Consider the following 14,991-nt stretch of genomic DNA (forward strand, 5'->3'; position numbering starts at 1 on the left):
TAAACTTTAAACCTCATAATTGATAGGAATTTTCGATATTCGTCAAATACAAAATTCAATTACTATGAAGCGAATATTAGCCGTTCTTCTTGTTTTACTTGTGCCTTCCTTTCTGATTGCTCAGGTTCAACCAACCGATGCCAATTCAATATTACAAGGCATTGAAGGTAGAAAAAAATTAGCAGAATCATCAAGTTTGAAATCCTTTCCAGCACGAAATGTTGGCCCTGTAATTCAAGGTGCTAGGATAGTGGATATAGCCGTTAATCAAAAAAATATAAAAGAATTTTACATTGCCTACGCCTCTGGCGGACTGTTTCAGACGAAAAATAATGGAGTGAGTTTTGATCCTATTTTCGACAATGTTGGTGCATTGACCATAGGGGATATTGCATTAGCTCCAAGTGATGAAAATATTCTATATGTGGGGACTGGAGAAAACAATTCCAGTAGAAGTAGTTATGCCGGTTCTGGTGTCTATAAATCTATTGATAAAGGCAAAAACTGGAAGCACATTGGCTTACCAGGCAGTCAGCACATAGGTAGAATTGTGGTTCACCCTAAAGATCCGAATACGGTTTGGGTAGCTTCTATGGGCGGTTTATATTCTGATAATGAAGAAAGAGGTATTTATAAAACCACTGATGGCGGAGATAACTGGAAAAAGGTCTTGTTTATAGATGATAAAACTGGTGCCATTGATTTAATAATCCATCCTGAGGACCCAGATTTGCTCTGGGCTAGTATGTGGGAACGCAAAAGATATGCCTGGGACTTCGTAGGGAATGGTGAAGGTTCTGGGATTTATAGCTCAGCCGATGGTGGTGAGAATTGGAGCCTTTCCATGAATGGAATGGAAGATGATGAGTTTACTGGAAGAATTGGTTTGGATATTTCACTGTCCAATCCTGATATTTTATACGCCTTAGTGGATTATCAGAAAGAGACCAAAAAAGAAAAAGAGAATGAAGAAGGTCTAGCCCCAGCCGATTTTTTAGAAATGTCAGTCAAAGAATTTCTTAAATTGAGTAACGAGGACCTAGATCAATATTTAAAAGACAATAATTTTCCTGAAAGATATAATGCGGTAAATGTCAAAAAAGACATAGAATCAGGAAGCTATAAGCCCAAAGCTTTGAGCGAATATTTGGGAGATGCTAATCAAGCTTTATTTGAAACGGATGTGAAAGGGGCAGTGATTTATAAATCTACTGACAGGGGAGCTACATGGCAAAAAACACATGATTATGATTTGTCTGGAGTTTATTACACTTATGGTTACTACTTTGGGGAAATCAGAGTAGCCACTCAAAATCCTGATATCATTTATGCCATGGGAGTACCAATAGTGGTTTCAAGAGATGGCGGAAAAACTTTCAACCGAACAGATTCAGTGGGGGATGTGCATGTAGATCATCATGCTATGTGGATTAATCCAAAAGATGAAGAGCATATCATGTTGGGGAATGATGGCGGACTTTATATCACTTATGACGGAGGAGCCACTTGGGATCATAAAAATAGCATGTCAGTTGGGCAATTTTATACCGTAAATGTGGATATGGAAAAGCCTTACAATATTTATGGCGGATTGCAGGATAACGGCACTATGGTTGGCAGTTCTCGTACTGTGCCCAACGTAAGAGGACGATGGGAAAGTATATTCGGTGGTGATGGAATGTTTGTAAGTGCTGATCCTCGGAATTCTGATATTGTTTATGTTGGCTATCAATTCGGGAATTATTTCAGAATCAATAGAGAAAGTGGAGAAAGAAATTATATCACACCTAAACATAACATTGGCGAAGATCGGTTGAGGTTCAACTGGAGAACACCTGTAGTCATGAGTAAGCATAATCCTGATATCATTTATATGGGAGCTCAAAAAGTTTACAGAAGTTTAAATCAAGGTGATAGATGGACTGCATTGACTGGTGATTTGACCAATGGTGCCAAAGAAGGTAATGTTCCATTTGCTACCATTACTGAAATTGCAGAATCACCACTGAAGTTCGGGATTGTTTACATAGGCACTGATGACGGAAATGTTTGGCTAATGAAAGAAGGCCAGAACATTAGAAGAATCAATAACAACCTTCCGGCAGATTTATGGGTGAGTAGTATTCATGCTTCAGAACATGATGAAGCTACCGTTTATCTTTCGATGACAGGCTATAGAAATGATAATTTTGATAATTATGTTTTTAAAAGCTCTGATTTTGGTAAAAACTGGAAGTCTATTGCAGGAGATTTACCACTAGAGTCTGTTAATGTAATTTATGAAGATCCTAAAGTGGTTGGCTTGCTTTACATAGGAACTGATCATGGGTTATACACCAGCTTCAATGATGGAGAAAATTGGCAGCATATGGGGGCTATTCCTAATGTGGCTACTTATGATTTAATGGTTCATCCGAGGGATTTGGATTTGATTGTAGGTACCCATGGCAGAAGTATATATGTGATGGATGTGAAGCCTTTGCATAAGATAGCCCAAAATGAGGTTAATAAATTAGTAACTTTCGCTTTAAATAATATTCGCTTTAGCAAAAACTGGGGCGAAAAATCACATCCCTATTCAAAAGCGTATTTACCAAAAATGGAAATAGCATTGTTTTATGATTCCGATAAAAATGGAAAAGTTAAGATTGAAGTGTTGAATGAAGAAGGTGAAAGCCTAAGCTCTTGGGAAGAAGAATTATTCAATGGCTACCAAAGCTTCGACTGGAATTGTAAAATAGGAGATGATTTCATTTCCAAAGGAAAATATGAATTGAAATTCACCTTAGGAAATGAAGAGCATAAGGAAGGATTTGAAGTGAAGTAATCACAAATTTTTAGGGAACTGAAAAAAATGGAGTGAGGCACTTTGAGGAGAAGCTTCGCTCCATTTTTGTATATCAAAATTCAAACTTACAATCCCGGTCGTAGGAATATTATCCGTGAAACCAGAGAGCAGATAATCGGCCAAATCATTCAATCCCGGATTATGACTGACCAATAGCAAGCAATTGATTTCATCATTAGCTTGCTTTATGATATTCAATAATTTTGATCTGCTCGCATGATACAATTGGTCATCAATTTCCATAAGGATATTTAATACGGCTTGAAATGCAATAGCTGTATTTTTAGTTCTTTCAGCACCACTACTGATAATCAAATCTGCCTTGATTTCTTGTGAAGATAGCCACTGAGCCATTTTAGGTGCATCTCTTTTTCCTCTATCATTTAAAGGGCGATCATAATCTTTGAGGTGAGGGAAATCCCAACTTGACTTGGCATGACGGATTAGTATTAATTTTTTCATATTAGCTTCGCTTAAAAATAATTAGCCACAATAGTAACAGAATAAATCAAAAAATGTATATTGCCTCAAATTTATAATTAATAACAATTTATTTTATGAGTACTGGAACAGTAAAGTTCTTCAATGAAGACAAAGGATTTGGATTTATCATTGAAGACGAAACAGAGAACGAAATTTTCGTTCACGTAAGTGGTTTAGAAGACGATATCGAGAAAAACGATAAAGTTACTTTCGAAACTACAGATGGTAAAAAAGGCTTAAATGCCATTGGTGTCAGAAGAGTATAATTCTATTTATAGATTCTGAATGTAAAGCTGATTGGTCGCCAATCGGCTTTTTTTGTGCCTACACAGTATTGATTTTAACCACAAAAGAGCCAAAAGATAACAAAAGGCTTTTCGCTAAAGCGAAAAAATAATTACAAATTTCTCATTCCTGTTCAAGGAACACCACCGAAGTCAAATCATCTCGCTTAGGCATCTAAAATTAACGGCTTTGTTATTGTTTGAACTAGGTTTCTTAGCGAGACGCTAAAACCAGTATCAGTTCCATAGGAACGGCCTTACGGTTTGGTAGAAGGAGTCTAATTTATATCTACAAGAGTAAAAGCTATTCTTTTGTGGTAAAGTGTTTTTCAGCTTTGCTGAAATCATTTTTACAGCTTTCAAAACAATTCTTTTCCTTCACAATTATTGATAACTACCGAATTCGATTAATTTTGGAAAAATTAAATAAGCTAAAATGAAAAACTTTAACATAGAACTACTTTCAAAAATTTGTGAGACGCCTGGAGCACCGGGGCATGAAAAGAGAATTCGAGATTTAGTGATCAATGAAGTGAAATCACTGGTTGATGAAGTGGAAGTCGATAACTTGGGCAATGTTCACGCCATAAAAAGAGCCAATAGCAATCCGGAAGGAAAAAAGGTAATGGTGGCGGCCCATATGGATGAGATCGGTTTTATGGTGACCCACATTGATGCAAATGGGTTTTTAAGATTTACCACACTAGGTGGATTTGATCCTAAAACGCTTACTGCTCAGCGTGTGATTGTTCATGGAAAAAAGGATGTGATTGGGGTAATGGGATCTAAGCCAATACACGTCATGACTACTGAAGAAAGAAATAAAGTATCCAAGACAACTGATTATTTTATTGATCTGGGGATGAATAAAGAGGAGGTTGAGAAGATCGTTTCAGTGGGTGATGCAGTGACCCGAGAAAGAGGCCTGATTGAAATGGGAGATTGTGTGAACTGTAAGTCAATAGATAACAGAGTTTCGGTTTTCGTATTGATAGAGGCTTTAAAGACTTTAAAGAATCATCCTTATGATGTTTATGCGGTATTTACAGTTCAAGAGGAAGTTGGGCTCAGAGGTGCCAATGTAGCTTCGCACAAAATCAATCCTGATTTCGGAATTGCATTGGATACTACTATTGCTTTTGATTTACCTGGAGCTCAAGCACATGAAAAAGTGACTTCCTTAGGGGCAGGGACGGCCATTAAGGTTTTGGATGCCATGACCATTTGTGATTACCGAATGGTAGAATTCATGAAGCAAACCGCTGACCGAAACAATATTAAATGGCAACCTGAAATTTTAACAGCGGGCGGAACAGATACTGCTGGCTTGCAGCGAATGGGAAAAAATGGGGCGATAGCAGGAGCGATTTCTATCCCGACAAGAAATTTACATCAAGTAATTGAAATGGCTCATAAACAAGATATATTGGATTCCGTTAATCTACTAAATGCTTGCCTTGAGACCTTGGATAAATATAATTGGGACCACTAAAAAAATATATTATGAGAAATAGCCTATTAGTATTCTTGTCTGTGTTTTTATTCAGTTTTTCTGCTTTTTCGCAAGAAGAAGATCCTATCAATATTACCGGGGTAATATTAGATGCAGAGAATATGGAGCCAGTTCCTTTCACTACAGTATTAATTGGAGAAGGAAAAAGTGGTACCGTAGCGGATAATTCGGGATACTTCTCATTTTTAGCGTATCCAGGTGACACTATAACTTTTAGGAGTGTTGGTTATCAAACTTCCACATTCATTATTCCAAAGTTATTAGAAGGCAAGACCTATTCTTTAATTGAATTAATGGTACGGGAAAATGTACTTTTAGACGAGGTGACAGTGTATCCATTGCCTGATGCGGATTATTTTACCAATACCATCGTTAAAACCGAATTGACAGAGATTCAGAAGAGACAGTTAGACGATTTTAAAAGGGATTTAAATAGACTTTTAGAAGAACAATATAATCAAAATAGCCCCTATTACGATCAGTGGAGGTATGCAAGGTTATATGAAATGACTGGCATAGTCCCACCTAATAACTTCCTAAACCCTATGACCTGGAGTAATTTTATTAGGGATTGGAAAAAGGAGAATAAGAGGTAAGATTATTTCTTGCTAAATCATCAGTTCGGGTAGGCTAAAATATATTTTAGTAGTAAAAATATTACAATTGACTTCTTTAACTTTCCTCTGAAGTGATGATTATTGACGCGTTTTTATTTCTTCTTTTTCCCAGATATGAGGAAGCAAGTTATCTTTTATAACTTGATTAAAGGCTTTACCCTTTCTTCGGATAAGAATTCTATAGTTGAAATTGATTGAAAAAAATTAGAAGAATCTTAACCCGAGAAATTCATATAAATTTTTGTTCCGAAGGACAGGCAATTTATGAAAACCCAATAATTAGATAGGTAAACTACGAGTTTCATGTTAAAACATGAATTTTCAAACACCAAAATTTGGACTATTAGGTTTTATAAATTATCGGGCTTATCTAGTTTTCTATATGGATAATCAATTAGTTTAAACTTACTGTTTTCATTTTTCATAGCCTTTTTATGAATAGTGTGGGTTGAATTGAAATGAATTAGTATAATCTAAAAGTTATAATACAAACATTTATATATATAGAGTTTATTTTGTGCCTTTAATGTAGTTTTAACTAAAATATTAAAAAATATGAATAATCTAGTTGTTACAAAACATAAAACTATATGTCATATTTTGGCCCTTTCTTTATTTGGCCTTTATGCTTTTGGTTGCGAAAGTCAATCTCCAGTTGACAAAGTTCCTGAAGAGCAAATTGACAAAATCCCTGAGGGGCAAAGAGATGTGGAAGCTTTGGTTTTCTATGATGGGAATCCTGGTGTAGATGGCTGTGGTTGGTTAATTCTTCATGACCAAAATTTTCACGCAACTGTTAATTTGGATTCGGTTTTTATGATAGATAGTCTTAAGGTTGTATTGACCTATAGTTTTTTGGAATCAAATAGATTTTGTGGCTGGAGAGACTCCGGCTACAGGGAAATTGAAATATTAGAAATCGAAAAGCAATAGTGAGATATGATATGCTTGTAGAATACCAAACCGTTGACATGTAGCTGACGGATTTTGATTTTTGATAAGACAAGGGGAGAACCCTGTCTTTAAATAGTATGATCAAAAGGTTAGTTTAAATCACGAAATCAAAACCTGATAGCATAATTAAGTAATTCATTCACAATTATTCATAAACAACAAATGCCGTTGGTTTATTTAAACTTTTGTATATATTATTTTTTCGTCCTACATTTATTATGTTCTTAGGTAATTATAAGAAATCATGAAAAAATCAACCTATATTTTTATTCTCATTTTTTACCTATTAAATAATAGCTGCGCTCAAGAGAATGATTCATTATGTGAATCTAGTTGTGACAATGAATCAGTTATAGAACATATTTCAGGTCAAAAAGCTCGTGTAATTGAAGAGGATGAATTTGGTTTTATTCTTAGCACTAATCCATCGGATTTTACCAGAGAACCATTTGCTGCAAGTAATGAATATATTTTAGTTCCTTGCAATTGGGATTTTACCTATAAACATAATACAATTGTTTTGATAAGTGGTAATAAAAAGAGTTGTTGCAATCTAATAATAGATCCATATGTATGGGGTGGTTTCGGCTGTAAATTCGAAATCACTTCCATTGAAGATTTAAATAATAAAAAATGAAACGAATATTATCAGCCTTACCGTTAACTTTTTTGATTATTACTAATACATCAGCACAAAATATTTGTGGCTCGGAATTGAACCTCGAAGCAATTTAAAAATATAATCCTGATCGATACAAAAGAATTACTCAAATTGAAAGGCAAACATCTGATTATGTAAATCAAAAGTTACTTGGGAGATCTTCCAATCACCCACTAATTACTATTCCAGTAGTGATACACGTTTTGCATAATGGAGAGGCAGTAGGCTCCGGCCTTAAAATAAGCAACACTCAAATTCAATCACAAATTGATGTTTTGAATAAAGATTTCAGAAGGCTTAATGCAGATGCATCCAATACACCTTCAATATTCGAAGGAGTAGCGATCGATACAGAATTTGAATTTGTGCTTGCTTGTACAGACCCAAATGGTAATCCTACCAATGGTATTGTAAGGGCTCAGACTAGTGAAAGTGATTATACCCGTATTAGAAATTCTGACGGGTCAACAAATGAGGTAGCTACCGGTATTAAATTTGCCCCAACAGGCATTCCTGCCTGGCCGACTGACAGGTATTTAAATATATGGGTTTGTAATCTTCAGGCTGGTTTACTTGGATATGCTCAGTTTCCAGATATGTTTGAAGTTCGACCCAATACTGATGGGGTAGTGGTAAACACGACTGCTTTTGGTATGTAAAATTACAAATGCTCAAGAAACCCAACTATTCAAATTAATTGAAGACAAACAACAAATTGCTAAGATTTTAAAGCAATAAGCTTTGGAAAATAAAATTGCCTAAGTCCGATAATCCACCTTTTACCTAATTCTATTAGGGATTGGAAGAAGGACAACAAGAAGTAAAATTCTCTACTTTCAATAAGACCTCCTATGTTTTTAAAACCTGGAAGGTCTTTTACAATTTCCCATACCATTACTTGCCACTTCTGTCTTCTAGTTGCCCGCTATAATATAAAGCTATTTCCGGTTTGACCTTCGGTACTGACCTAAATCGAAACATAAAAACTTCAAAACTTACTCACTTCAACAACTAAATCCCTATCATCACAAAAGCACCCCAATAAATGGGGTCTTTATATTCGTTCCGGATTTCTTTTTTAGCATCTATAAAAGCTTGTCTTTTGTCTCCGGTTTCCAGCCATTTTTCATAAAAGGTAACCATTAGCTTTTCAGTGGCTTCATCTGAAACTTTGAAAAGGCTCATTACCAATGTTTTCGCTCCTGCCACTAGGAAAGACCTTTGCAAACCAAATACTCCCTCTCCTTCATGCACCTCTCCCAAGCCGGTTTCACAAGCAGAAAGCACTACTAAGTCAGTTTGATCTAAATTAAGGTTCATAGCCTCATAAGCTGTTAAAATACCGGGTTCTATATTATAATTATAGCGTGTTTTGGCTAATAGATCCCCAGATCCTTTTAACATCAAGCCTGTGTTTAGTAAAGGATTTTCGCTCATCTGTTTATTTTCAAATGTATTGCTTGTATTCCTGTCCTCTTTTTCTGTAAAGAATCCATGGGTAGCAATATGAAATACTTTAGGACTTTTCATTTCCTTTACTGTACCTTCGGCCGCTTGCACATCCATATAGTTTGAAGTGGACCAGCCGTGCTCTTTAAATAGTTTGGTAAGCGCATTTATTTCTTTTTGAGTCCCAGGTAAGTCACTAATTTGGGTGGCACCTGACCTAAATTCACTCGTGTACTCGTCTCTAGATGCCAAATAGAACTTCGGATCTCCAAACAGAAGTGCAGTTTTATCCCCCTGCGAAGCCATGCTATTATTCTTCTTTAAGTATAGGTCTTTAGTATTGCTAACTAGGATTATATTTGATTTATCGAGAAGGTACTGTCCATTACCTACCGGAATAGCTTCTAAGTTGATCTGGTTGTATACGCCATCTGGTGAAAGGTATATAGTTTTATTTTCACCAATATTATTTTCAATTGGCTCCCAAAAATTTTTAAATGAAAAATTATCTGCAACCCTAAATTTGATAGCGTTTCGGTAATTATTAAAGAATTTGGATTCCATATCTTTGCCATTTTCCATAACGACAAATTCTGGTTTACTCTTTTTCTCATTTTTTAAAATGAGCATTAAATAGACTACTGAATCAGTAATGTAATGATCAAAGTATCTAAACCTGACCATTTCAATAGCAACTTCATTAGGTTGCAATGTCTCTTTAATTTGTTCCCAATTGAATTCTTGTTGAATAATACCTTCGCTGAACAGTTCTGATTGCTGGCTTAAGGATTTTTCTATCAGTTCTACTTCTCTCGCCAAGTCGCCAAGATCTATTTCTTCATTTTCGAGCTGCTCCTGACTCATTGAGATTGCTTTGGATAGCACTTCTTTTTTATCAAGCCAATTAAAATATTGTGCCTTCAGGGTGGAGTCATTGCTACTCAAAATTCTTTCCCTCATTTTGATAGAACTGCTAAGTAACAAACCTTTGGTTTTTAGGGCATTGTTATAAACGGTCTCGATCATTTCGGGAAATCGATCATTCATGGTTAATGCCATGGTATTAAAGTAATCGTAGTCAGTTTTGATCGTATTCCAGTATTTGGTTTTCTCACGCTCACTTAAGGCAGGAAAATAATCTTTTATGAAGCGATTATAATTGGACATTACTTCCTCAATGTAGCTTTTAGCTTTTCTTTGGTTTCCATCCATATAATAAACCTTACTCATGCGAGAGGTGGCTTTTACATATTCTGGATGTTGATCATTAAAAAACTTCTCATTTAGCTTTTGGCTTTCTTTATATTCGTTTTCTGCTTCGTTCCATTTTCTTTGTTTGTAGAAGATATCACCTCGTAAGATATGTATATCTGCTGCTTTAATATTGTTTCTTCTTCCAGCTTTTTCTTTCCATATGTCTTCTGATTGTTCTAGGAAGCTTAAAGCATCTTGCAGTTTGTTTTCGGAAATAAAGAATCGCGCCATATCTTTCAGAAGATCTGCATATAGAGGGCTTTTATACGAAAATCTTTTACCGATAATGTCTTTTGCTTCAAACAATAGACTTTCTATTTTTTGATTATCTTCTTCTCCTTCATAGAACATAACTATTGCCAACTTGGAAATAGAGGTCGCAACATCTACATGTTCCCTGCCAAATTGTTTTTCCAAAATAGTAATAGCTCTTTTATAAAATTCTTCCGATTTATTATAGTCTCCTAAAGTCTCATACAATTCACCTAGGAGTAAAATGGCGGGAGCATTTTTTGTGGAGCTTTCACCAAATACGCTTTCGGAGATTTCCAGAGCACGTCTGCCCAATTCTTCTGTTTTGGTATAATCTCCTTTAATAAGCTGAAGCCTTCCAAAATCAACCATCGGCAGAATTAACTTCCTACTATCATTACCATAAAGATTTACATTCCTGTCTAATGCTTTTGAAAGGATTTCGTCAGTTTCTTGGTATTTACCGACCTTCATGTAAACAGAAGCCAATTCCTGAGAAGCGATTAAAGGGTTATATTCAGGACTTGGTACCGTATTGGCATAGAGCTTTTGTGATAACTCCAAGGCATCCTCAGCTTCATCAAAGAAACCCTTGATTGACATCAGCTTGGCATAAGTCTCCAACGCCATAATGTAATAGACCACATTAAAATCACTGTTAAAATTTTCTAAAATCCGAAGTGACTCGGTAATATTAACCTGCGCTTTTTCGTATTCTCCTATCTTAATTTGCAAATCGGCAATTAAATTCAACTCTTTTCCAAAGTCAATATCTTGGTTGTCATACTTTTGTCTAGTAACCAGCAATGCTTCATCCAGCAAAGCAGAAGCTTTTCCATATTCATCATCAATTTGATAGGTAGAGGCTAGGTGGTTGAGCAGATTTACATACTTATAATGCTTATCAGTGATCTGTGGTTCGATCTTAGCAAAAAATTCCCTATCGTAGATTTTAACTGCTTCTTCAAATTTATCAGTATAATCTACCCAGTGATGAGCTAGGTCTAATCTGCTGTAGGCGGTTGTTATACTTGTATCTCCATATAGTTTTGATTTTATATTGATAATTTCAGTAAGATACTTTTCAGCATCTTGGTATTGATTTTTAGCGGATGCCACCTCTACTAACGTATTTAGTAAATCTATTCTGATGGGGTGATCTGTTGGGAGGAGGTTTTTGTCCGCTTCTAGCTTTGCTGCCGCTTTTTCCACTTTTTTAATTTCACCTTTTTTCAGGTTTGATTCAAAAGACACATTGGCAAGTTTGACAAAATGAGAACTAGTTTTATCAAAATTGGATTTAAGGATCTTTTCCAAGTCTTTGTAAAATGCCATTGCACGACTTATGTTGTTTTCCTTTACGGTATTAAGTATTAAACTTTCTAGATACTTAAGCGTGGTCGGATGACTAGTCCCGTTAGCGGCAATGGAATAGATGTAAGCATCGGTATAATAGCTGTATGGTAAATCTCTGGTTCCGTTCTCCTCCAAAAATTGAGCAAAATGGAATAAATGATCAACAAAATATTTATTTCTTTTATTGAGCTTGTCTTTGATCCAATTCTCACCAGTCGAAAAAGCTGAATCTGCTCTTCGGATTTCTCCTTTATGTCGCAATGCATTACTTTTTAATGTAATCATGCGGGCAGCGTCCTCATATCTCTTGTCTAGTTCGTTGCTTTTAAGTTTTTTGTCTTTGTTTAAAGTCCTTTGTAAGAACAATGATTCTTCGGAATTTATTAAGCTTAAGGCTTGATTGTAATCACCTAACGCTATTAATATTTCTGCTTTTTTTAGTTTTAGTTCACTCAAATAAACGTCATCGGCCACTGAAGAATTTCCAAATATATCAAGGGCTTTTTCTAAATATTCATAAGCTCTAACATAATTGCCATAATTAACCATATTCTGGGTGGCATCGGTCAGGTTTATTCCATGGCTAATAGAGTTTTCTCCATTTACCTTTTGGCTTATTTGAATCGCATTTTCATTAAGAGTGTAATAATCATTAAACTCACCCATTGCCCAGTTAAATTTTGCCTTTTTGAGCTTCGCAACTGCAACAAATTGGTTTTCAAGACCGAATTTATCTACACTCTTGCTTTCTAATTTATTGGCAAACTTTACAGCCTTTTCATATTTTCCCTTGTTAAAATTTTTATCTGCTTTTTCAATGTATTTATTATATTTTTTTACGCTTTGAGAATAAGAATGACCTGGGTTTAATGTCACTAAAAATACCCCAAGAATTGATATTTGGAAAAGTTTTTTTGCAGCTTTCATAACGATTAGATTATTGCAATTTATTATAAGATAAAGATAATAAAAATATATTGAATTTTAGCTTATGAATATCATTTGTTAATCATTTAAATTATAAATAGTTCGTATTCAGCAATAATAGATCTCATGCTTATATAAAAATCGATTCCCAATGATTGACTTCACGTATTTGGTTTTAATCAAATATTCTAAATCCCCACTTTGAGGAATTCCACTTATAATATTGTTAGTTTTGCAAACTGAATTAATATCAATGAAGTCACAAGATTTTAAAGAACATTTCAAGCGGAATTATCTTCTTGCTTATCCGGTGGTCCTAAGTCAGTTGGGACATGTGTTGGTAGGAACAGCAGATTCTGTCATGGTAGGTAGGGTAGGCACGGTAGAATTGGCTGCTGTATCGGTAGCGAATGCAGTTTTCAGTGTTACCATGATGTTTGGAATTGGGGTTTCATTTGGATTAACGCCTTTAGTAGCGCAGTCTGATGGGGAAGGAAATCATAGGTCTTCAATGCGTTTTATGAAGCATAGCTTTGTAATTAATGTCATATTTGGGATCATTCTCTTTTCATTCTTATTGTTTGGAGGCTATATCCTTGATGTTCTAGACCAACCAAAAGAAGTGGTAGTCCTGGCTAAGCCCTATTTGGCCGTAATAGGTTTTTCTTTATTGCCTTTTATGATATTTCAGACTTTCAAGCAATTTGCTGAGGGTTTATCACTTACAAAACAGGCTATGTATATCACCTTGGGTGCCAATGTTATTAATATCGCCTTAAATTATGTGTTGATTTTTGGGAAATTGGGCTTTGAACCAATGGGCTTGTTGGGAGCTGGTTGGGCCACTTTGATTTCTAGGATAATCATGGCCGTAGGAATGGTGTACTTCGTCAGGCATTACAAAAAATTTCAAGTCTACTGGAAGTACTTCAAAGTTACTGTTTGGAATGCCGTCTCATTCAAACAATTGCTAAATTTAGGTGTCCCTACAGGTTTTCAGTATATTTTTGAAGTAGGTGCCTTTGCCTCGGCTGCTATTATGATCGGATGGATGGGTGCGGTTCCACTAGCATCTCATCAGGTTGCCATGAATTTGGCTTCCATTAGTTATATGATGGCCACTGGGATTTCAGCAGCAGCCACGGTGAGGGTAGGGAATCAACTAGGGCAGAGAGATATCCCAAGGATGCGAATAGCAGCATTCACTTGTTTCTTAATGGCTATAATTTTCATGAGCTTTACAGGCTTAATTTTCATGGGTTTAAATGATTATTTGCCTATGCTGTATACTTCTGACCAGCAGGTAATTCCAATTGCTTCTTCATTGTTGATCATAGCAGCACTTTTTCAGCTTTCCGATGGAATTCAAGTAGTTGGCTTAGGTGCATTAAGAGGAATGGGAGATGTAAAACTACCAACAGCAGTAACTTTTATAGCCTATTGGGTGATTGGTTTACCGTCAGGGTATTTGTTGGCATTTGTTCTAGGATTCCAAGAACAAGGGGTTTGGTATGGATTGCTAATTGGTTTAAGTGTTACAGCTGCTATTTTATTTATAAGGTTCAATAACAAGACCAAAAAATTGGCTGTCAATATGAATCAAGCTAAGTCAGGATGATAAATCCACCCCTCTTCCTGGGAAATCTCAATAAACCGCTGTGGAATTTCAGACTTAATCCCAGGTATTGATTTTATTTTCCTGTTAAGTCCTAGTACAAAAATGGCACATATTACAGCATCAGCAACATCTGTTTTTTCTTTCGAGTCACGAAAGTAGTAATCAAATCCTTTAATGCCCTGAAAGATTTTACGATCTAGGATTTTTTTGAAATCGTGAAAAATAGAATGCTTTCGTAAATTGATGCTTTTCAGCAAACCAGGATATACTTCTACAGCATTGATATGATTATGTTCGTCAAAAGGTAGTACAGAAAAGTTTTCAAATTTTGATCTCAATTCACCTATTAATGATATAGCCACAGTTGCATTGCTAGTTAAAAAACTAAATGAAGCACTTAGAGGAGTTTTTCCAAAATAATTCTTGATATACAAATCTGTTGCTCGCCATGCTATTGGATTCTCCATATGTTTACTTTTAATGGAAGAAAATATATTGATGGGATTATGATTGATTATTTCTTTGAAAAGCTGAGGGAATTGCAATGGTGCATCTATACCTAAAGTAATGCTGTGGCTATCTTGATAATCATGTATTGTAGTTTCAATTTTTTCTTTTAAATGGTATATATTTACATTTGTCGCCATTAAAAGCTTAATTTCATCATCAATAATTTCCAAAATGCACAAACCATGATTTTTCCCGCTCCACCCTCCAACATCCCATCCGATGGAAATTTCTTTATTTTTTAGTTCTTTTTTCATTCGCTATTTTT

At 35.4% G+C, this 14,991-nt stretch carries 11 protein-coding genes; 8 read left to right on the top strand and 3 right to left on the bottom strand.

Going from position 1 to position 14,991, the window contains the following annotated elements; translation table 11 throughout:
- The first annotated feature begins 64 nt into the window (after nt 1-64).
- Nucleotides 65-2,827 carry a WD40/YVTN/BNR-like repeat-containing protein gene (locus Q3Y49_RS11595; protein ID WP_303268351.1) on the top strand — a complete coding sequence of 921 codons (2,763 nt, stop codon included), beginning with the start codon at nt 65-67 and terminating at the stop codon, nt 2,825-2,827.
- On the opposite strand, the gene Q3Y49_RS11600 is transcribed toward Q3Y49_RS11595, so the two are convergent.
- Nucleotides 2,828-3,310 (bottom strand): SixA phosphatase family protein, encoded by a 483-nt coding sequence (locus Q3Y49_RS11600; protein WP_303268353.1) that lies wholly within the window; start codon nt 3,308-3,310, stop codon nt 2,828-2,830.
- 95 nt (nt 3,311-3,405) lie between these two features.
- Between Q3Y49_RS11600 and Q3Y49_RS11605 the strand changes: the two genes are divergently transcribed.
- From Q3Y49_RS11605 to Q3Y49_RS11630, 6 genes are all read left to right on the top strand, one after another.
- Nucleotides 3,406-3,597, top strand: a complete 192-nt coding sequence (locus Q3Y49_RS11605) for a cold-shock protein (protein ID WP_013453300.1) — start codon at nt 3,406-3,408, stop codon at nt 3,595-3,597.
- Nucleotides 3,598-4,051: 454 nt separating this feature from the next.
- Nucleotides 4,052-5,107, top strand: coding sequence for a M42 family metallopeptidase (locus Q3Y49_RS11610; RefSeq protein WP_303268354.1), 1,056 nt, complete (start codon nt 4,052-4,054; stop codon nt 5,105-5,107).
- Between the two features lie 11 nt (nt 5,108-5,118).
- Nucleotides 5,119-5,724 carry a carboxypeptidase-like regulatory domain-containing protein gene (locus Q3Y49_RS11615; protein ID WP_303268355.1) on the top strand — a complete coding sequence of 202 codons (606 nt, stop codon included), beginning with the start codon at nt 5,119-5,121 and terminating at the stop codon, nt 5,722-5,724.
- 576 nt (nt 5,725-6,300) lie between these two features.
- The gene (locus Q3Y49_RS11620; protein WP_303268356.1) at nt 6,301-6,678 is read left to right on the top strand and encodes a hypothetical protein; all 378 of its coding nucleotides are present in this window, start codon (nt 6,301-6,303) and stop codon (nt 6,676-6,678) included.
- Nucleotides 6,679-6,943: 265 nt separating this feature from the next.
- A complete protein-coding gene (locus Q3Y49_RS11625) occupies nt 6,944-7,336 on the top strand; it encodes a hypothetical protein (RefSeq protein ID WP_303268357.1) in 393 nt (130 codons plus the stop codon).
- Between the two features lie 215 nt (nt 7,337-7,551).
- Complete coding sequence (locus Q3Y49_RS11630) at nt 7,552-8,019, top strand: zinc metalloprotease (protein ID WP_303268358.1); 468 nt, start codon at nt 7,552-7,554, stop codon at nt 8,017-8,019.
- Between the two features lie 352 nt (nt 8,020-8,371).
- Here Q3Y49_RS11630 and Q3Y49_RS11635 read toward each other — a convergent pair whose 3' ends face one another.
- Nucleotides 8,372-12,598, bottom strand: a complete 4,227-nt coding sequence (locus tag Q3Y49_RS11635) for a CHAT domain-containing protein (RefSeq protein ID WP_303268359.1) — start codon at nt 12,596-12,598, stop codon at nt 8,372-8,374.
- Between the two features lie 253 nt (nt 12,599-12,851).
- Here Q3Y49_RS11635 and Q3Y49_RS11640 point away from each other — a divergent pair, with 253 nt between their 5' ends.
- Complete coding sequence (locus Q3Y49_RS11640) at nt 12,852-14,216, top strand: MATE family efflux transporter (protein WP_303268360.1); 1,365 nt, start codon at nt 12,852-12,854, stop codon at nt 14,214-14,216.
- Here Q3Y49_RS11640 and Q3Y49_RS11645 read toward each other — a convergent pair.
- Nucleotides 14,198-14,980, bottom strand: a complete 783-nt coding sequence (locus Q3Y49_RS11645; RefSeq protein WP_303268361.1) for a DUF429 domain-containing protein — start codon at nt 14,978-14,980, stop codon at nt 14,198-14,200. The two genes, Q3Y49_RS11640 and Q3Y49_RS11645, sit on opposite strands and share 19 nt — an antisense overlap.
- Between the last annotated feature and the right edge of the window lie 11 nt (nt 14,981-14,991).

Origin of the sequence: Marivirga harenae (genome assembly GCF_030534335.1) — a bacterium.
Lineage (GTDB): Bacteria > Bacteroidota > Bacteroidia > Cytophagales > Cyclobacteriaceae > Marivirga > Marivirga harenae.

Coding starts and splice junctions, on each gene's coding strand:
- Q3Y49_RS11615 (WP_303268355.1), top strand. CDS start 5,119: ATGAGAAATAGCCTATTAGTATTCTTGTCTGTGTTTTTATTCAGTTTT.
- Q3Y49_RS11635 (WP_303268359.1), bottom strand. CDS start 12,598: ATGAAAGCTGCAAAAAAACTTTTCCAAATATCAATTCTTGGGGTATTT.
- Q3Y49_RS11600 (WP_303268353.1), bottom strand. CDS start 3,310: ATGAAAAAATTAATACTAATCCGTCATGCCAAGTCAAGTTGGGATTTC.
- Q3Y49_RS11605 (WP_013453300.1), top strand. CDS start 3,406: ATGAGTACTGGAACAGTAAAGTTCTTCAATGAAGACAAAGGATTTGGA.
- Q3Y49_RS11640 (WP_303268360.1), top strand. CDS start 12,852: ATGAAGTCACAAGATTTTAAAGAACATTTCAAGCGGAATTATCTTCTT.
- Q3Y49_RS11595 (WP_303268351.1), top strand. CDS start 65: ATGAAGCGAATATTAGCCGTTCTTCTTGTTTTACTTGTGCCTTCCTTT.
- Q3Y49_RS11620 (WP_303268356.1), top strand. CDS start 6,301: ATGAATAATCTAGTTGTTACAAAACATAAAACTATATGTCATATTTTG.
- Q3Y49_RS11610 (WP_303268354.1), top strand. CDS start 4,052: ATGAAAAACTTTAACATAGAACTACTTTCAAAAATTTGTGAGACGCCT.
- Q3Y49_RS11645 (WP_303268361.1), bottom strand. CDS start 14,980: ATGAAAAAAGAACTAAAAAATAAAGAAATTTCCATCGGATGGGATGTT.
- Q3Y49_RS11625 (WP_303268357.1), top strand. CDS start 6,944: ATGAAAAAATCAACCTATATTTTTATTCTCATTTTTTACCTATTAAAT.